The organism is Streptomyces sp. NPDC006450 (assembly GCF_040612195.1).
GTDB lineage: Bacteria > Actinomycetota > Actinomycetes > Streptomycetales > Streptomycetaceae > Streptomyces.
This window is the reverse complement of record NZ_JBEXPT010000057.1, coordinates 21,119-39,869: the sequence shown is the minus strand read 5'-3', so window position 1 is coordinate 39,869 and position 18,751 is coordinate 21,119. Positions and strand designations below refer to the sequence as shown.

Here is an 18,751-nt window from a genome sequence, read left to right as displayed (position 1 = left end):
TGGCCGCCGAGAGCGCCTCCGCCAGGGCGCCCAGCTCCACGTGGACCACGGCGACCGGCTTGCCCGGGTGCCCGGCGGCGGCCGCCCGCAGGGCCTCGGCGAGATCGTCGGCGAGGGCGTGCTCGCTCACCCACGGGATCGCGGTGACGATGACGGCGTCGGTGTCCGGCGAGGCCAGCGCCGCGGAGACGGCCGTGCGGAAGTCCTCCGGCGAGGCGGCCGTGGTCAGGTCGAGCGGCGCCAGCGGCCGCAGCCCCTCCGTCAGGCAGGCGTCGTAGGTGAGGACCCCGAGCGATTCGGAGTTGCCGAGGATGGCCACCCGCGGCCCGGCCGGTACCGGCTGCGAGGCGAGCAGCAGGCCGACGTCCACCAGCTCGGTCACCGTGTCGACGCGGATGACGCCGGCCTGCCGCAGCAGCTCCGAGACCGTCGCCTCGGGCAGCCGGGTGCCGGGGACCACGTGTCCGGCGGGAGTGTGCCGGCCTCCCTTGGCGACGACCACCGGCTTGACGGCCGCGGTGCGCCGGGCGAGCCGGGTGAACTTCCTCGGGTTGCCCAGGGTCTCCAGGTACATGAGCGCGACATCGGTCGCCTCGTCGTCGTACCAGTACTGGAGGATGTCGTTGCCGGAGACGTCGGCACGGTTTCCGGCGGAGACGAAGGAGGACAGGCCCTCCCCGCGCCGCAGCAGCCCGGAGAGCAGCGCGATGCCGATCGCCCCGGACTGGGTGAAGAGGCCGACTCTCCCCCGCGCGGGGGCCGGAGCGGGGGCCAGGGAGGCGTTCAGCTCCACCTCGGGGGCCGTGTTGATCACCCCGAAGGCGTTCGGTCCGATGAGCCGCATCCCGTACGAGCGCACTTGCCGCACCAGTTCGCGCTGGCGGGCCAGGCCCTCGGCCCCGCTCTCCCCGTATCCGGCGGACAGGACGACCAGGCCCTGCACCCCGTGCTCACCGCAGGCCGCCACGGCGTCCGGGACCCTGTCCGCCGGGACCGCGATGACGGCGAGGTCGACCGGGGCGCCGACGGCGCCGAGGGTGGGATAGGCCCGCACGCCGTCGAGGAGATCGCGGGTGACGGCCTCGTTGACGGCGTAGAGGTGGCCGTGGAAGCCGCTGTCGCGCAGGTTGCGCAGGGCCGCCGCGCCCACGCCCGCGAGGGAACGGCTGACTCCGATCACCGCCACCGAGCCGGGGGTCAGCAGTCGCTGGACGGAGCGGGCCTCGGCGCGCTGTTCGCGGGCGCGCTGGACGGCGAGGGACTCGGCGGTCGGTTCGAGGTCGAGGGTGAGGTGGACGGAGCCGTCTTCGAAGCTGCGCTTCTGCTGGTAGCCGGCGTCGGTGAACACCTTGATCATCTTGCTGTTGGCGGGCAGCACCTCGGCCGCGAAGCGGCGGATCCCGCGCTCGCGGGCGACCGCACCGATGTGTTCGAGCAGGGCGGAGGCGACTCCGCGTCCCTGGTGGGCGTCCTGGACGAGGAAGGCGACCTCGGCCTCATCGGAGGGCCCGGTGGCCGAGCGGCCGTCGGCGCCGATCCGGTCGTAGCGGACGGTGGCGATGAACTCGCCGCCGATCGTCGCGGCCAGGCCGACCCGGTCCACGTAGTCGTGGTGCGTGAAGCGGTGCACGTCGCGGTCGGAGAGCCGGGGGTAGGGAGCGAAGAACCGGTAGTACTTGGACTCGTCCGAGACCTGCTCGTAGAAGCTGACCAGCCGGCCCGCGTCATCGGTGGTGATGGGCCGGATCCGGGCCGTTCCGCCGTCCCGAAGGACGACGTCGGCTTCCCAGTGATCCGGGTACGAGGGGTCGGACTCGGTCGTCATGGGGTCACCTTAAGGCTCGAACGGTCCGATTGGCCTGGGCGCGGCGCATCGGGCAAGCTGGCTCGAATCAGGGCAAGCTGGGGTAGGTCGATTGGCGGGAAACTCGGGCCGAAGGTCGGTTCGACCATTCCGGACGCCGTGAGAGACTGGTCTAGACAACCGTAAGAACCTGAAGGGCATCACCATGGCAGAGCGCCGCGTCAACGTCGGCTGGGCCGAGGGCCTGCACGCTCGTCCCGCCTCGATCTTCGTCCGCGCGACGACCGCTTCCGGCGTCCCGGTGACCATCGCGAAGCTGGGCGGCGACCCCGTCAACGCCGCCTCCATGCTGGCGGTTCTGGGCCTGGGCGCCCAGGGTGGCGAGGAGATCGTCCTCTCGTCCGACGCCGACGGCGCCGAGGTCGCGCTGGACCGCCTCGCGAAGCTGGTCGCCGAGGGGCTCGAGGAGCTCCCCGAGACCGTCTGACCCTTCGGGTTCGACCCGCAGGACTTGCACGGCGAAGCCGTTGCCCCCGACCGCCGAGGTCGGGGGCAACGGCTTCACTGCTTTCCGTGCGGAATCCGGCCGGCCCGTGGCCCGTCGGCCCGGCGGCTCTTCGGTACCTCGGCCCGCCGACGCTTCGACCCGTCGCCTCGTCGACCGCCCGTCTTCGACTCCGGCAGAAATGCGCACACCGCAATTCCGGTACGCTCGATTCCGGCGGATCGAATTCCGATGGAATGGCACGCGGGGCACGGGCGTCGATTACCCGGCCCGGATATCCCACCTTTGTATACGGCGTTTGTTAATGCGGAACGCTCGCCGTGTTTACGGCAGGTTGCAAAGTCCTCACGCGCATCCGGTGCGCCCCCGCCGCCCGGTCCACGTGCACCGCCGTCAGCGCCCGGGCCCGCTCGGCGTCGCCCCGGGCCACCGCGTCCACGATCGCGCCGTGCTCCGCCCAGGACTCCACGGGCCGCACCGGGGCCTCCACCACGTACATCCAGGCCACCTTGTGGCGCATCTGGGTGAGCAGGGCGATCAGCCCGGGGCTGCCCGAGGCCTGGGAGAGCGTCTCGTGGAACCAGCCGCCCAGGGAGCGCAGATCCTCCCCCTGCCCCCTCCTGGCCCGCTCCTGGCCCAGCCTGACCAGGCCGCGCAGCACCTTGAGGTGGGCCTCGCTGCGCCGCCGGGCCGCCCGGGCGGCCGCGAGGGGCTCCAGGAGCATCCGCAGCTCCAGGAGATCGGCCGCCTCCTGTTCCGTCGGCTCGGCCACACAGGCGCCCGCGTGCCGCCGGGTGGTCACGAACCCCTCGGACTCCAGCGTGCGCAGCGCCTCGCGCACCGGGACGCGCGAGACTCCGTACCGGCGGGCCAGCACCTCCTCGGTCAGCCGGCCGCCGGGCCCGAACACTCCGGAGACGATGTCGTCGCGGATCGCTGTGCATACCGTGTGCGCGGGAATACGCAAGACCGGACCTCCGCCTTTTTCGTATGACTGTGCGCGTTGCGACTCTATTGCAACACACGATAATTTCCGAGGACGGCCGGAAATACGAAACATTCACAGAACTCAGAGCGCGAGGCGAGAAGCACGAAGCGGGAAGCACGAAGGCCCCGGCTCGAAGAGAGCCGGGGCCTTCGCGGAAGTCGTGCGCTGGGGCAGTGGGTCAGAGGGTGACGCCGTGCGAGCGCAGGTACGCGACCGGGTTGATGTCCGAGCCGTAGTCGGCGCCGGTGCGGGCCTCGAAGTGCAGGTGCGCGCCGCTGGAGTTGCCCGTGTTGCCCGACAGGCCGATCTGCTGGCCCGGGGTGACCTGCTGGCCGACCCTGACGCCCACCGAGTAAAGGTGGCCGTACTGCGTGTACGTGCCGTCGGCGTGCTTGATGACGACGTTGTTGCCGTATGCGCCGCCCCAGCCCGCCTCGACCACGGTGCCCAGGCCGACCGCGCGCACAGAGGTGCCGGAGTCCGCGTGGAAGTCGATGCCGGTGTGGCTGCCGGAGGACCACATGGCGCCGCCCGCGTGGTACTGCGTGCTGACGTAGGAGCCGTCGATCGGGGACACGAAGGTGTTGAGGCGCTTGCGCTCCTCTTCGCGCGCGGCGCGCTCGGCGGCCTCGCGCTCGGCCTTGGCCTGGGCTTCGGCCTTCGCCTTGGCCTCGGCGGCCCGCTGCCTGGCGTCGGCCTCGGCCTGCGCCTTGGCGGCGGCGGCCTCGGCGGCGCGCTGCTGGGACTGGGCCTGGGCCTCGACGTCACCGGCGAGCTCGTCGGCCACCACGATGGTGTTGAGGGCGCCGGTGTCCTCGATCGAGGGGGACTGGTCCGCGGCGAACGCGGGACCGGCCAGGGAGCCGACGACACCAGTGGTGGCGAGGGCGGCTATGCCGGCATAACCGGCGGTCCTGCGGCTCAGACGACTGGAACCACGGTGCTTGCCGGCGGCACGACTGCCAAACGCCATGAAGGGTTTGATCCTTTCCTTCCCTCTCGCCTACCGGGTTAGCTGACGGGTTCGGAGCAGGAAGGTCTCCTACGGGCCCCCTCTTGCGAGGCGGTCCGATTCACCCCAGGGACACATGTGGGTCCCCGGCTCCCCAGGCTCGCGCCTGACGGGGACTCGGCGATTGCTGTCCGGTGCCGCGGATGCGGCGGTGACAACTGACGAACAGCACGGCCGACGCTAGGCGGATCATCAGTCAATCGCCAAACAGACTCGCCCTTTTGTTGCGTACGCCACACCACATACAAGCAACCACACCACCAAAGAGGACAGAAAACCCAAAAGGGACTCCAGCGGACAAGCCGCCGGAGTCCCCTACCGGATCCCGTTGTGCGGCGGGTCAGTTGTCGACCCGCCGGCAGTCAACGGACGGTCAGTTGGTGACCACGCTCACTTCACCGATCCCGAGGGCCCGCACCGGCTCCTCGATCTGCGAGGCGTCGCCGACCAGGATCGTGACCAGGCGGTCCACCGGGAAGGCGTTCACGACCGCCGAAGTGGCCTCCACCGTCCCGGTTTCGGCGAGCCGCGCGTACAACTGCGCCTGGTAGTCGTCCGGGAGCTCCTGCTCCACCTGGTCGGCGAGCGTGCCCGCGACGGAGGCCGCCGTCTCGAACTTCAGCGGGGCGACGCCCACCAAGTTCTGCACGGCCACGTCCCGTTCGGCGTCGGTCAGGCCGCCCGCCGCGAGGGTGCGCAGCACCGTCCACAGGTCTTCCAGGGCCGGGCCGGTGTTCGGGGTGTCCACCGAGCCGCTGATGGCGAGCATCGAGGCGCCCTTGCCGTCGGCGGTGGAGCGCAGCACCTGGCCGAAGGCGCGCACGCCGTAGGTGTACCCCTTCTCCTCGCGCAGCACCTTGTCCAGCCGGGAGGTGAGCGTGCCGCCCAGGCAGTACGTGCCGAGCACCTGGGGCGCCCAGACCCGGTCGTGCCGGTCGGCGCCGATGCGGCCGATCAGCAACTGCGTCTGCACCGCGCCGGGCCGGTCGACGATGACCACGCGGCCCGTGTCGTCGGCGGTGATCGGCGGGACCGGGCGCGGGGCGGTGGTGTCACCGGTCCACGCGCCCAGGGTGTCGGCCAGGACGGCGTCCAGGTCGATGCCGGTCAGGTCTCCGACGACCACCGCGGTGGCGGTCGCGGGGCGCACGTGGGCCTCGTAGAAGGCGCGTACGGCCACGGAGTCGATGCGGGCGACCGTCTCCTCGGTTCCCTGGCGCGGGCGGGACATCCGCAGGGAGGCCGGGAAGAGCTCCTTCGAGAGCTGCTTGGCGGCGCGGCGCTGCGGGTTGGCGCTCTCGTGCGGGATCTCGTCGAGCCGGTTGCGCACCAGGCGGTCCACCTCGGCGTCGGAGAAGGCCGGCGAGCGCAGGGCCTCGGCGACCAGGCCCAGCGCCTTGTGCAGGCGGGAGGCCGGGACCTCCAGGGAGACCCGCAGGCCGGGGTGGTCGGCGTGCGCGTCGAGGGTGGCGCCGCAGCGCTCCAGCTCGGCGGCGAACTCCTCGGCGGAGTGCTTGTCGGTGCCCTCGGACAGGGCCCGGACCATGATCGTGGCCACGCCGTCGAGGCCCTCGGGCTCCGCGTCGAGCGGGGCGGCGAGGTTGATCTCGACCGCGACCACCTGCTGGCCCGGGCGGTGGCAGCGCAGCAGGGTCAGGCCGTTGGCCAGTACCCCGCGCTCGGGGGCCGGGAAGGCCCACGGCTGCGGCTCGCCGGCCTCGGGGCGCGGGTGGAAGGTCATCGTGACGGCTGCGGTGTCGCTCACTGCTCCGCCCCTTCGTTCTCGTCGCTCGCGTCGGTCGCGCTGTTGTCGCCGGGCTCGCCGGCCTCGTCGGTCTCGTCGGCCGCGATCGGCTCGTAGACGAGCACCGCGCGGTTGTCGGGGCGCAGTCGGGCCGCGGCCACGGCCTGCACCTCCTCGGCAGTGATGTCGAGGACGCGCTGGACGGCGGTCAGGGCGAGCTGCGGGTCGCCGAACAGCACTGCGAAGCGGCACAGTTCGTCGGCGCGGCCGGCCACCGTGCTCAGCCGGTCCAGCCACTCGCGCTCCAGCTGGGCCTGCGCGCGCTCCATCTCCTCGGCCGTCGGGCCCTCGGCGGCGAACCGCGCGAGCTCCTCGTCGACGGCCGCCTCGATCTCGGGGACCTCGACCCCGCTGGAGGTCTTGACGTCCAGCCAGCCCATCGAGGGCGCGCCGGCGAGGCGCAGCATGCCGAAACCGGCCGCGACGGCGCTCTGGTCGCGGCGCACCAGGCGGTTGTGGAGCCGGGAGGACTCTCCGCTGCCCAGGACGGTCAGCGCCACGTCGGCGGCGTCGCACTCGCGGGTGCCGTCGTGCGGGAGCCGGTAGGCCGCCATCAGCGCGCGGGCCGGAACCTCCTCGACGACCTCCTCGCGCAGCTGCTCCCCCATGATCTCGGGCAGCGAGCCGTCGCGCGGCGGCTGCTTGCCGTCGTGGCCGGGGATGGTGCCGAAGTACTTCTCGACCCAGGCGAGCGTCTTCTCGGGGTCGATGTCGCCGACGACCGAGAGCACCGCGTTGTTGGGCGCGTAGTACGTACGGAAGAACGCGCGCGCGTCCTCCAGGGACGCGGCGTCCAGATCGGCCATGGAACCGATCGGGGTGTGGTGGTACGGGTGGCCCTCCGGGTAGGCCAGGGCCGTCAGCTTCTCGAAGGCCGTGCCGTACGGGACGTTGTCGTACCGCTGGCGGCGCTCGTTCTTGACGACGTCGCGCTGGTTCTCCATGGACTCGTCGTCCAGGGCCGCCAGCAGCGAGCCCATCCGGTCCGCCTCCAGCCACAGCGCGAGCTCCAGCTGGTGGGTCGGCATCGTCTCGAAGTAGTTGGTCCGCTCGAAGCTGGTGGTGCCGTTGAGGGAGCCGCCGGCTCCCTGGACCAGTTCGAAGTGGCCGTTGCCGGAGACGTTCTTCGAGCCCTGGAACATCAGGTGCTCGAAGAGGTGAGCCAGGCCCGTACGTCCCTTGACTTCGTGGCGCGAGCCGACGTCGTACCAGAGGCAGACTGCGGCGACCGGGGTCAGGTGGTCCTCGGACAGCACCACGCGCAGGCCGTTGGCCAGCCGGTGCTCGGTCGCTGTGAGGCCGCCGGAGCCGGCGTGAGCGGTGGCCGTGTGACCCATGGGCATGTGGTCCCTTCGATCGCGATGCAGAGATTCCTGTCAGACCTGCCACTGTATGCAAGCGTGTCGGGACACGGAGAAGTTCCCGGCCCAGTCCTGGGTCGGAGTCGGCGTTGTCGGTGCCTCGGGACACAATGGTCCGCGTCACCCGTGTCCGAAACCGGTCCGCCCCCGTACCGGCCCCGTCCCAGCCCCACCACCCGCCCCACCCCGTGAGAGCTCAGCTCATCCCGATTCTTGGTTAAGGAGCCGCGCAGCGATGGCCCGCCGCAGCACGAAGACCCCGCCGCCGGAGGATTTCGAGGAGAAGATCCTCGACATCGACGTCGTCGACGAAATGCAGGGCTCCTTCCTCGAGTACGCGTACTCGGTGATCTACTCCCGCGCCCTGCCCGACGCACGCGACGGCATGAAGCCGGTGCACCGGCGCATCGTCTACCAGATGAACGAGATGGGCCTGCGTCCCGACCGCGGCTACGTGAAGTGCGCGCGTGTCGTCGGTGAGGTCATGGGCAAGCTGCACCCGCACGGTGACGCGTCGATCTACGACGCCCTCGTGCGCATGGCGCAGCCCTTCTCCATGCGGCTCCCGCTGGTCGACGGCCACGGCAACTTCGGCTCGCTCGGCAACGACGACCCGCCGGCCGCCATGCGTTACACCGAGTCCAGGATGGCCGACGCGGCGTCACTGATGACGGACGGGATCGACGAGAACACCGTCGACTTCGCCGCGAACTACGACGGTCAGGAGCGGGAACCGGTCGTCCTGCCCGCGGCGTACCCGAACCTGCTGGTCAACGGCGCGTCCGGGATCGCGGTGGGCATGGCCACCAACATGGCCCCGCACAACCTCGGCGAGGTCGTCGCGGCCGCCCGCCACCTGATCCGCTACCCGGACGCGGACCTGGAGGCGCTGATGCGCTTCGTCCCGGGTCCCGACCTGCCGACCGGCGGCCGGATCGTGGGCCTCTCGGGCATCAAGGACGCCTACGAGAACGGCCGTGGCACCTTCAAGATCCGTGCCACGGTGGCGCTGGAGGACGTGACCCCGCGCCGCAAGGGGCTGGTCGTCACCGAACTGCCCTTCACGGTCGGTCCCGAGAAGGTCATCGCGAAGATCAAGGACCTGGTCGGCTCGAAGAAGCTGCAGGGCATCGCGGACGTCAAGGACCTCACGGACCGCTCGCACGGCCTGCGCCTGGTCATCGAGATCAAGAACGGCTTCCACCCCGAGGCCGTGCTGGAGCAGCTGTACAAGCTGACGCCGATGGAGGAGACCTTCGGCATCAACAACGTCGCGCTGGTGGACGGGCAGCCGCTGACGCTGGGCCTCAAGGAGCTGCTGGAGGTCTACCTCGACCACCGCTTCGAGGTCGTGCGCCGGCGCAGCGAGTTCCGCCGCGGCAAGCGGCAGGACCGGCTGCACCTGGTCGAGGGCCTGCTGGTGGCCCTGCTCGACATCGACGAGGTCATCCGGATCATCCGGGACAGCGACAACTCCGCTCAGGCCAAGGAGCGCCTGATGGAGCGCTTCTCGCTGAGCGAGATCCAGACCCAGTACATCCTGGACACCCCGCTGCGCCGGCTCACCCGCTTCGACCGGATCGAGCTGGAGTCCGAGCGCGACCGGCTGGCCGGCGAGATCGACGAGCTGACGGGGATCCTGGACTCCGACAGCGAGCTGCGCAAGCTGGTCTCAGCGGAACTGGCCGCGGTCTCGAAGAAGTTCGGCACGGAGCGCCGTACGGTGCTGCTGGAGTCGGCGGGGACGGCCGTCGCGGCGGTCCCGCTGGAGGTCGAGGACACCCCGTGCCGGGTGCTGCTGTCCTCCACCGGCCTGCTCGCCCGTACGGCCAACGCGGAGCCGCTTCCCGAGGAGGAGGGCGGCGCCCGTGCCAAGCACGACCTGATCGTCTCGCAGGTCGCGGCGACCGCGCGGGCCGACATCGGCGTGGTCACCTCGTACGGGCGGCTCCTGCGGCTGTCGGTGATCGACCTGCCGCAGCTGCCCGACACCCACGCCTCGCCGAACCTGGCGGGCGGCGCCCCGGTCTCGGAGTTCCTCTCCGGGCTGGAGGTGGACGAGCAGGTCATCTGCCTGACCTCGCTCGACGAGTCGGGGCAGGGCCTGGCGCTCGGCACCGAGCAGGGCGTCGTCAAGCGGGTCGTGCCGGACTATCCGGCCAACAAGGACGAGCTGGAGGTCATCACCCTCAAGGACGGTGACCGGATCATCGGAGCGGTCGAGCTGCGCACGGGCGAGGAGGACCTCGTCTTCATCACCGACGACGCCCAGCTGCTGCGCTACCCGGCGGCCCAGGTCCGCCCGCAGGGCCGCCCGGCGGGCGGCATGGCGGGTATCAAGCTCGCGGACGGCGCCAAGGTGATCCACTTCTCGGCGGTGGATCCGGCGCGCGAGGCCGTGGTGTTCACGGTGGCGGGCTCGCACGGGACGCTGGACGACTCGATGCAGTCCGGAAAGCTGACCCCGTTCGACCAGTACCCGCGCAAGGGCCGGGCCACCGGCGGCGTGCGCTGCCAGCGGTTCCTGAAGGGCGAGGACGTCCTGCTGCTGGCCTGGGCGGGTGCGTCCCCGGTGCGCGCGGCGGCGGCGAACGGAACTCCGGCCCTGCTGCCGGCCGTCGACCCGCGCCGTGACGGCTCGGGCACGGCGCTCCCGGCCGTGGTCGCGGCGCTGGCGGGGGCCGCGCTGTAGGAGGGCCGTAGGCGGTACGCGATCATTCGGGTGGTACGTCCGAGGGACGTACCACCCGAATGGCGACTAGTGTTTTCCCTCTTGGCACTGGTGGGTGGGGCGGGAGAACAGAGCTGATGAGCCGTCGATCGAGCAGCGGACTGATCGGGAACTGGGCGGAGGCCCAGCGCCGGGATCAGCGGACGCAGCTGATCCAGCAGCGTGAGGCCGAGCGACGGCAGCGGGCGTTCGAACGGGACGTGGCCCGGGGGCAGCGCGAGCAGCAGGCCGCCTACAAACAGCACCGCGAGGCCGAGGCGCGGAGGGCGACCGAGCACCTCGATGCCCAGCTCGCGGCCCTGCAGGGACTTCTGGCCGCGGGCTGCCGGGCCCCGGCGTTCCGGCTGGCCTCCCTGGTCAGGCCCGAGCAGCTCGAACCCTTCGATCCCGGGACCCTGGCACATCCCGTGCCATTGCCGCAGCTGCACCACTTCCAGCAGCAGAGCAGCGGCTGGACGCTGGGCTCGAACCGGCGGGCGCAGGCGGAGCGGGAGGCGCACGCCCGGTACACGCAGGCCTGGCAGGCGGCGCAGGCCGCGGAGGCGCAGCGCCGGCAGCAGCTGGCGGCGTACCGGCAGCAGTACGACCGCTGGGCGGCGGAGCAGCTCGCCGGGATCCGCGGGCACAACGGCGGGCTCACCGAGCTGGCCGTCGCGCTGCGCGCGGGCGACGCGGAGGCCGCGGTGGAGTACTTCTCAGCCGCCCTGTACGCCTCGGCCGGCTGGCCGGAGAATCTGCCGCGACAGGTGTCGGCCGCCTACGACCCGGCGCGGCGCCAGCTGGTGCTGGACTGGGAACTGCCGGGCTACGAGGTGGTGCCGGAGACCAAGTCGGTGCGGTACGTGCCGAGTACGGACCAGGACAGGGAGACGGCCCGCCCGGCCACGCAGCGGCGGGCGATCTACCGGGACCTGCTGGCGCAGTGCGTGCTGCTGGTGGTGCACGACCTGTACGCGGCCGACGAGTTCGGCGTACTGGATTCCGTCGTCGTCAACGGTTTCGTGGACGCCCACGATCCGGTGACGGGCAGGGAAGCGCAGCTCGTACTCGCCTCGGTGACGGCCGCGCGGTCGGCGTTGGCCGGGCTGCGGCTGGAGCTGGTGAGCGCGGTGGACTGCCTGGTGGAGGGGCTCGGCGGGCAGTTGTCGCCGCGCCCGGACCAGTCCGCCGTCGTGCGCCCGGAGCGTCGGCCCGGCGAGGTCGGCGGCGTCGTCCGTCACGGCGGGCACGCGGGCCGCGACGAGGACGAGCCGGACCTCTTCGCGATGGACCCGATCGCCTTCGAGAACCTGGTGGCGGAGCTCTTCCGGGCAATGGGCATGGAGGCGGTGACCACGCAGCGGTCGGGCGACGGCGGGGTGGACATCGAGGCGAACGACCCGTCCCCGATCACGGGCGGCCGGATCGTCGTGCAGGTCAAGCGCTACCGCAACACCGTGTCCCCCACGGCGGTCCGGGATCTTTACGGCACGGTGCAGGACAAGGGGGCGAACAAGGGAGTGCTGGTCACGACCGCGACCTTCGGACCCACGTCGTACACCTTCGCCGACGGCAAGCCGCTGGAGCTGGTTCCCGGAGCCGCGCTCGTGGAGCTGCTGCACCAGCACGGACTGCGCGGCCGTCTCGGCCCGGGCACGGCGGTCTCGGTCCCGGCCCAGCGGACGGCCGAGCCGGAGCCCGCCGCGGACCACAACGTGCTCGGCATGTCCTGGGCGGGGCCGGTCGCGCTGGACGTGTGTGCGCTGGTCTGCGAAGGCAGCCGGGTCCTCAGCGAGGACCACTTCGTGTTCTTCAACAACCCGAACACCCCGGACGGCTCGGTACGGGCCCACCCCCATGCGGCACCCGACAAGGCAGCGTTGCTGGTCGTCTTCGACGCCCTGCCGCAGCGCGCCGACCGGCTGGTCCTCGTCGCCGCGATCGACCCCGAGGTCAATCCGCACGCCGACCTGGCGGGTTTCACCGACGCCCGGATCCGACTGCTGGGGCCGGGTGGCGAGGAGCTGGGCCGCCTGGAGGTGTCCGACGGCCGCGCGGGCGAAACCGCCCTGGTCCTCGGCTCCTTCCGGCGCCGCGCGGGCGGTGACTGGGACTTCGTCGTCGGCGGCAAGGGCTACCCGGGCGGCCTGGAGCCCTTGCTCGGCGACTTCGGCATCGAGGTCGCCTGACACCGCGCGGGGCGGCCCCTAGAAGTCCTCGGGATCAGGGTCGGCCTCCAAGTCCGGGTCCGGGTCCGGTTCCGGGGCCGCCGGGCGGTGTACGTAGCGCAGGACGCCCCACATGCTCTCCGGGGGCGCGTGCCACGGCTCCGGTTCCCGGCAGGCCTCCAGTTCACGGAGCAGGGCGGGGCCGTCGGTGCCCGAGCCGATCAGGACGAGCTGCGTCAGGCGCGGTTCGCCCCGGCCCCAGGGGTGGGGGGCGAAGCGGAGGAAGCGGCCGACCGCGTGGACCTCGTAGCGCTCCTCGTGGCCGGGGACGCCGAAGTGGACGGAGCCCTTGATCCGGTAGAGCCCGGCCGGGCGGCGGTCGAGGAAATCGATGAACCGGCGCGGGCTGAGGGCCTGGTCCGAGACGAACTCCGTGCTCTCGTACGCCGCGTGGGCGTGCCCCGCGTGCTCACCTTCGTGGTCGTGGTCGTGCTCCTGGGCCAGCAGGTCTTCGAAGGAGAGCTGTCCGCGCGTCTCGGTCCACGGGCGGCGGTCGAAGAGCAGTTCCGGGTCGATCCGCCCGTGGTCCGCGCCGACGACCGGGATCCCCGGTGCGCAGAGCGCGGCGAGGGCGTCCTCGATCCGGGTGCGTTCGGCGGCGTCGATCCGGTCGGTCTTGTTGAGCACCACCAGGTCGGCGACGGCCAGGTGCCGGTCGGTCTCGGGGTGCTTCTCCCGGGTCGCGTCGAACTCCGCCGCGTCGACGATCTGCACCATGCCGCCGTAGCGGACGGCCGGGTTCTCGTTGGCGACGAGCATGCGGACCATCTCCTGCGGCTCCGCCAGCCCGCTCGCCTCGATGACGATCACGTCGATGCGGTGGACGGGGTCGGAGAGCTTCTCCAGGTAGGCGTCCAGCTCGCTGCCGTCCACCGCGCAGCACAGGCAGCCGCCGCCGAGGGAGACCATCGAGTCGCCGACCTGGCCCGCCACCGACATCGCGTCGACCTCGATGGAGCCGAAGTCGTTGACGACGACCCCGATCCGGGTCCCTCCCCGGTTGCCGAGCAGGTGGTTGAGGACGGTCGTCTTGCCGGATCCGAGGAATCCGGCGAGCACGATGACGGGGATGCTGTTCACCCGGTCGATCGTAGCCAGCGTCAGCCGAGGGCCGGGACCGGCTGGGGCGGGGTCGGTCCGGTGTAGCGGGCGGCCGGTCGGATGATCTTCGAGTCGGCGGCCTGCTCCAGGACGTTCGCGCTCCAGCCGACCACGCGGGCCGCGCAGAAGGTCGGCGTGAACATCTCGCGCGGCAGCCCGCACAGCTCCATGACCACGCCCGCGTAGAACTCCACGTTGGTGTGCAGTTCCCGGCCCGGCTTGAGCTCGGCGAGGATCTCCTCGACGTGCCGCTCGACCTCCACCGCGAAGTCCACGAGAGGGCCGCCGAACTGCAGGGCGATCCCGCGCAGCATCCGAGAACGCGGGTCCTCGGTACGGTAGACGGGGTGTCCGAAGCCCATGATCCGGTCGCCCGCGAGGACCCGCTCGCGGATCCACGGGTCGATCCGGTCGGCCGTGCCGATGGCGTCCAGGGTGTCCAGGGCCCGGCTGGGGGCGCCGCCGTGCAGCGGGCCGGAGAGCGCGCCGATCGCCCCGGTGAGGCAGGCCGCGACATCGGCTCCGGTGGAGGCGATCACGCGGGCGGTGAAGGTGGAGGCGTTGAAGCCGTGGTCGATCGTGGAAATCAGGTACCTCTCGATCGCGCGGGCCCTGACCGGCTCGGGTTCCCGTCCGGTCAGCATGTGGAGGTAGTTGGCCGCGTACGGGAGGTCGTCCCGCGGTTCCACCGGCTCCAGCCCCTGGCCGAGCCGGTACAGGGCGGTGATCAGGGTCGGTACGGCGGCGCAGGCGGCCAGCGCGTCGGCGGCCCGGCGGTCGGGGGTCAGGTCGTAGACCGGGCGGAAGCCGGCGGAGGCGCCGAGCAGCGAGAGCGCCGTGCGCAGTCCGGCGAGCGGGCCGGACAGGGCGGTGGCGCGGGCCAGGGCGGGCAGGGCTTCCCGGACCTCGGCGGGGAGGCGGCGCAGCGGGGCGATCTCGGCGGCGAAGGCGGCCCGTTCGGCGGCGTCGGCGGGCAGGGCCCCGCGGAACATCAGGTGCCACACGTCCTCGAAGGTGCGGCTCCCGGCGAGCTCGACGGCCGAGTACTGGCGGTAGTGGTAGAAGCCCTCACGGCCTCGGACGTCACCGAGCTGGGTCTCGGCGACCACGACTCCCGCGAGTCCGCGGGGGCTTTCGGCAGGTGTCAGGGTGGTGTTCATGGATCGACCATCCATGATGGAATCAATCAGTGTCAATATTGATTGAATCAATATATATAGGGTGTGCGTCATGAACGAGGAGTCCGATGGGCGAAGGATCGGCACCCAGGAGGCGGCCCGACTGCTGGGCGTGAAACCCGCGACCGTCTACGCGTACGTCAGCCGCGGTCAGCTCACGAGCCGCCGCGACCCGGTCGGCCGCGGCAGCAGTTTCGACGCCCGCGAGGTGGAGGCCCTGGCCCGACGCAACCGGCGCGAGGCGGCGGGGCCCTCCGGTACCGCCGCTTCCGCCGGCGAGTTCTCCGTCCGCACCGCGCTCACCCTCATCGAGGCCGACCGCTACTACTTCCGCGGGGTGGACGCCGTGGAGCTGGCCTCGCGGTACCGCTACGAGGAGGTCGCCGAGTGGCTCTGGACGGGGACCCTGGTGCACGGGGCCCGGTTCACCGCTCCCCCGGAGTCGCTCGCCGCGGCCCGGCGGGCGGTCTCCGCGCTGCCCGAGCACAGCGGTCCGATCGACCGGCTGCGGGTGGCCGTCGCGGCCGCGGCGGTCGCGGACCCGCTGCGCTTCGACCTGTCCGGGCCGTCCGTACTGGGCTGCGCCCGCTCCCTGATCCCCACCCTGGTCGGCGCCCTGCCCGAGGTGGGCCCGGCGCAGTGGGGCGGGGACGGCCGCCTTTCCCGGCAGCTGTGGCCCCGGCTCTCCGCCCTGGACCCCGATCCGGACGCGCTGGCCGTGCTGGACCTGGCCCTGGCCCTGCTGACCGACCACGACCTGGCCGCCTCGACGCTGGCCGTACGGGTGGCCGCGTCGGCGCGCGCGCATCCGTACGCGGTGGTCTCGGCCGGACTCGGCGCGCTCGAAGGCCCGCTGCACGGCGCGGCCGGGCGGCTCGCGCACCGGATGCTGGTGGAGGTGCTGGAGCGGGGCGGCGCGGCTCCGGTGGTGGCCGAGTACCTGCGGGCCGGGAGCCGGGTACCCGGGCTCGGGCACCGGCTGTACGAGGGCGAGGATCCGCGGGCGACGGCCCTGTTCGCGCGGCTGGAGCCGCTGGCGCAGGCCGGTCCGGCACTGGACGCGGCGCGCGAGGTGGCCGGGGTGATGGCCCGGCACGGCGGCGGCCTGTACCCCAATGTGGACCTGGCGCTGGCGGTGCTGACGGTCTCCTGCGCGATGGCCCCGGAGGCCGGGGAGACCGTCTTCGCCGTGGCCCGTACGGCCGGGTGGATCGCGCACGCCTTGGAGGAGTACGAGGAGCGCCCGCTGCGGATGCGACCGAGCGGGCAGTACCACGGACCCCGCCCGCCACAGCCGTTGCCGTGACGGGCGGGTGCGCGGGGAGGCTCAGCCGGCGTAGGCCTCGAACTCGCGTAGCTGGCCGGCCGGCCAGCCGGTGGTGCCGGTGAAGGCCGGCCGCAGTGGCGGCGCCGAGGTCGACCGTCACCGACTGCGGGAAGGCGCTGTTGAGGTGGGGCGCGAGGGACGGATGGTTCGGACGGTCCGGCTGCGGCGTCAGGTCCGCAGCCAGACCGCCGTGTCCTGCTCCAGCAGCCCGTCCGCATCCAGTGGGGAGCTGGCGAGCAGGAGGCTCGTGTGGGCCGGCAGCGGGACCGGCTCCGGGGACAGGTTGGCCACGCAGACCAGCCCGTCGGGGCGGCTGAAGGCGAGCACCCCGGGCGGGGCGGCCAGCCAGTCCAGCGATCCGCCGCCGAAGCCGGCCGCGGCGCGGCGCAGCCCGAGGGCCGTCCGGTAGAGGGTGAGCATCGAGTCCGGGTCGCCGTCCTGCCGGTCCGCGGCGTACTGCGGCCAGCTCTCCGGCTGGGGCAGCCAGGGCTCGTTCCACAGCTCGGCGGTCCACGGCAGCGGGACCCTGCACCCGTCCCGTCCGGGGTCGGTGCCACCGGACCGGAAGTGCATGGGGTCCTGGATCCGGCCGAGCGGGATGTCCGCCTCGGGAAGCCCCAGTTCCTCGCCCTGGTACACGTAGACGGCGCCGGGCAGGGCGAGGGTCAGCAGCGCGGCGGCGCGGGCCCGCCGGGTGCCGAGGGCCAGGTCGGCGGGGGTCCCGAAGGCCTTGGTGGCGAAGTCGAAACCGGTGTCGGCGCGCCCGTAGCGGGTGACCGTACGGGTCACGTCGTGGTTGCACAGCACCCAGGTGGCCGGGGCTCCGACGGGGGCGTGCTCGGCGAGGGTCTCCTCGATGGAGGTGCGCAGCCGGCCGGCGTCCCACGGGCAGCTGAGGAAGGAGAAGTTGAAGGCGGTGTGCAGTTCGTCGGGGCGCAGGTAGCGGGCGAAGCGCTCGGAGTCCGGCAGCCAGACCTCGCCGACGAAGATGGCCCCGTACTCGTCGGCGATGGCCCGCCAGGAGCGGTAGATGGTGTGCAGGTCGTCGCGGTCGATGTAGGGGTGGACCTCGCCGGGCCAGGGCTCGGGCGAGCGGCCGGCCAGGTCGGGCAGGGCCGGGTCCTTGGCGAGCAGGGCCGCGGAGTCGATCCGTACGCCGGACACTCCCCGCTCGAACCAGAACCGCAGGACCTCCTCGTGTTCCCGGCGGACGGCGGGGTGGTCCCAGTTGAGGTCGGGCTGCTCCGGGGTGAAGAGGTGCAGGTACCACTCCCCGTCCGGTACCCGCGTCCATGTGGCCGCTCCGTTGAACTGCGAGGGCCAGTCCCCCGGTGGCAGTTCGCCGTTCTCGCCGCGGCCGGGCCGGAAGTGGAAGAGCTCCCGCTCGGGGCTGCCGGGACCGGCGGCCAGGGCGGCCTTGAACCAGGCGTGCTGGTCGGACACGTGGTTCGGGACGATGTCGACAATGGTGCGGATGCCCAGCTCGCGGGCTTCGGCGATGAGCTTCTCGGCTTCGGCGAGGGTGCCGAAGGCGGGGTCGATGGTGCGGTAGTCGGCGACGTCGTAGCCGCCGTCGGCGAGCGGGGAGAGGTACCAGGGGGTGAACCACAGGGCGTCGACGCCCAGCTCGGCGAGGTAGGGGAGGCGGGCCCGGACGCCCACCAGGTCACCGGTGCCGTCCCCGTCGCCGTCGGCGAAGCTCCGTACGTACACCTGGTAGATGGCGGCCGAACGCCACCAGTCGGCGGCGTTTTCGGGCAGGGGAAAGTCAGCCACGGAGGGGTCCTTTCACAGCGTTCTTTTCACAGGGGGCGACCGGGCACGGCAGCGGTGCGGGGTGGTGCTCACCCCTTGAGGGAGCCTGCTGTCAGGCCGCTCATGATGTTGCGCTGGAAGATCAGGAAGATGATGAGCGTGGGCGCCGAGGCCATCGCGAGCGCGGCGACGAGATGGTTCTCGGGCACTCCCCTGGCGAGTGAGTAGATGCCGACGTTGAGCGTCTGCAGGGCCGGGTCGGGGAGGGTGAGCATGGGCCAGAGGAAGTCTTTCCAGACCCCGACGATGGCGAAGATCGACACGACGCCGAGGACGGGCCGGGACATCGGCAGGACCACGGAGCGCAGCGTGCGCAGGGAGGAGGCTCCGTCGATGGCGGCGGCATCGAGGATCTCGCCGGGGATGGAGTCGAAGAATCGTTTCAGAAGGAAGATGTTGAAGGCGTTCGTCACCGAGGGCAGCCAGATCACCCAGGGCGTGTTGAGCAGGTTCCGCTCGATCAGCGGCATGTCCAGGACCGTGAGGTACTGCGGGACGACGAGGACGGTGGCCGGGATCATCAGGGTCGCCAGCATCATGCCGAGGACGGCCTTGCCGAAGACCGGGCGGAGCTTGGACAGCGAGTAGGCGGCGGCCACGTCGAGGACGAGTTGGAAGGCGAGGGCGCCGAAGGCGTAGTAGAGGGTGTTGAACAGCAGCTTGGCGAGGTCCATGACCTTCCAGGCCGCCGAGTAGTTTCCGGGGTGCAGGGAGTCCGGCACCACGGTGGGCGGGACCTGGGTGAACTCCGCTGTGCTCTTGAGCCCGTTGACGACCATCCAGTAGAGGGGCCCGAGGAAGACGACCGTGAAGCCGATCACGACCGCGGCCAGGACGGTCCAGTAGGCGATCTTGCCCCGGGTGCGGCCGAGTTGGGCCGGCGATATCAGCGTGCGCTCTGACATGTGAGGTGCTCCC

Annotated in this window: 13 protein-coding genes and 1 riboswitch; of the genes, 4 read left to right on the top strand and 9 right to left on the bottom strand. The window is 71.8% G+C overall.

The annotated features are described in order from the left end of the window. Positions 1-1,825 (bottom strand): GNAT family N-acetyltransferase (locus tag ABZY57_RS18770; RefSeq protein WP_356513249.1); only part of this gene is annotated, 1,825 nt, incomplete at its 3' end. 184 nt (positions 1,826-2,009) lie between these two features. Between ABZY57_RS18770 and ABZY57_RS18765 the strand changes: the two genes are divergently transcribed. Beyond that, positions 2,010-2,291: an HPr family phosphocarrier protein gene (locus tag ABZY57_RS18765; protein WP_356513247.1), complete on the top strand. Its 282-nt coding sequence runs from the start codon at positions 2,010-2,012 to the stop codon at positions 2,289-2,291. Positions 2,292-2,610: 319 nt separating this feature from the next. Here ABZY57_RS18765 and ABZY57_RS18760 read toward each other — a convergent pair whose 3' ends face one another. The 4 genes from ABZY57_RS18760 to ABZY57_RS18745 all read right to left on the bottom strand — a co-directional run bounded on the left by ABZY57_RS18760 (position 2,611) and on the right by ABZY57_RS18745 (position 7,450). Further along, positions 2,611-3,276, bottom strand: coding sequence for a GntR family transcriptional regulator (locus ABZY57_RS18760; RefSeq protein WP_356513245.1), 666 nt, complete (start codon positions 3,274-3,276; stop codon positions 2,611-2,613). Positions 3,277-3,475: 199 nt separating this feature from the next. Next, positions 3,476-4,270 (bottom strand): M23 family metallopeptidase, encoded by a 795-nt coding sequence (locus ABZY57_RS18755; protein ID WP_356513243.1) that lies wholly within the window; start codon positions 4,268-4,270, stop codon positions 3,476-3,478. A gap of 12 nt (positions 4,271-4,282) precedes the next feature. Continuing rightward, positions 4,283-4,442: riboswitch (cyclic di-AMP (ydaO/yuaA leader) on the bottom strand. 240 nt (positions 4,443-4,682) lie between these two features. Beyond that, a complete protein-coding gene (locus ABZY57_RS18750) occupies positions 4,683-6,050 on the bottom strand; it encodes a pitrilysin family protein (protein WP_356513251.1) in 1,368 nt (455 codons plus the stop codon). A gap of 20 nt (positions 6,051-6,070) precedes the next feature. Further along, complete coding sequence (locus ABZY57_RS18745; protein ID WP_356513241.1) at positions 6,071-7,450, bottom strand: pitrilysin family protein; 1,380 nt, start codon at positions 7,448-7,450, stop codon at positions 6,071-6,073. 259 nt (positions 7,451-7,709) lie between these two features. Here ABZY57_RS18745 and ABZY57_RS18740 point away from each other — a divergent pair, with 259 nt between their 5' ends. Both ABZY57_RS18740 and ABZY57_RS18735 read left to right on the top strand, forming a co-directional pair. Continuing rightward, a complete protein-coding gene (locus ABZY57_RS18740; protein ID WP_356513239.1) occupies positions 7,710-10,166 on the top strand; it encodes a DNA topoisomerase IV subunit A in 2,457 nt (818 codons plus the stop codon). Between the two features lie 116 nt (positions 10,167-10,282). Next, positions 10,283-12,373 (top strand): restriction endonuclease, encoded by a 2,091-nt coding sequence (locus ABZY57_RS18735; protein ID WP_356513237.1) that lies wholly within the window; start codon positions 10,283-10,285, stop codon positions 12,371-12,373. A gap of 18 nt (positions 12,374-12,391) precedes the next feature. Here the strand turns inward: ABZY57_RS18735 and ABZY57_RS18730 are convergent, their stop codons facing one another. Together ABZY57_RS18730 and ABZY57_RS18725 are read right to left on the bottom strand one after the other, a co-directional pair. Further along, positions 12,392-13,492, bottom strand: coding sequence for a GTP-binding protein (locus ABZY57_RS18730; RefSeq protein WP_356513235.1), 1,101 nt, complete (start codon positions 13,490-13,492; stop codon positions 12,392-12,394). A gap of 20 nt (positions 13,493-13,512) precedes the next feature. Further along, positions 13,513-14,688: a citrate synthase/methylcitrate synthase gene (locus ABZY57_RS18725; protein WP_356513233.1), complete on the bottom strand. Its 1,176-nt coding sequence runs from the start codon at positions 14,686-14,688 to the stop codon at positions 13,513-13,515. 55 nt (positions 14,689-14,743) lie between these two features. Here ABZY57_RS18725 and ABZY57_RS18720 point away from each other — a divergent pair, with 55 nt between their 5' ends. After that, complete coding sequence (locus ABZY57_RS18720) at positions 14,744-15,997, top strand: citrate synthase (protein WP_356513231.1); 1,254 nt, start codon at positions 14,744-14,746, stop codon at positions 15,995-15,997. 189 nt (positions 15,998-16,186) lie between these two features. Here the strand turns inward: ABZY57_RS18720 and ABZY57_RS18715 are convergent, their stop codons facing one another. Both ABZY57_RS18715 and ABZY57_RS18710 read right to left on the bottom strand, forming a co-directional pair. Continuing rightward, complete coding sequence (locus ABZY57_RS18715; RefSeq protein ID WP_356513229.1) at positions 16,187-17,794, bottom strand: glycoside hydrolase family 13 protein; 1,608 nt, start codon at positions 17,792-17,794, stop codon at positions 16,187-16,189. Between the two features lie 68 nt (positions 17,795-17,862). After that, positions 17,863-18,738, bottom strand: a complete 876-nt coding sequence (locus tag ABZY57_RS18710) for a carbohydrate ABC transporter permease (protein ID WP_356513227.1) — start codon at positions 18,736-18,738, stop codon at positions 17,863-17,865. Between the last annotated feature and the right edge of the window lie 13 nt (positions 18,739-18,751).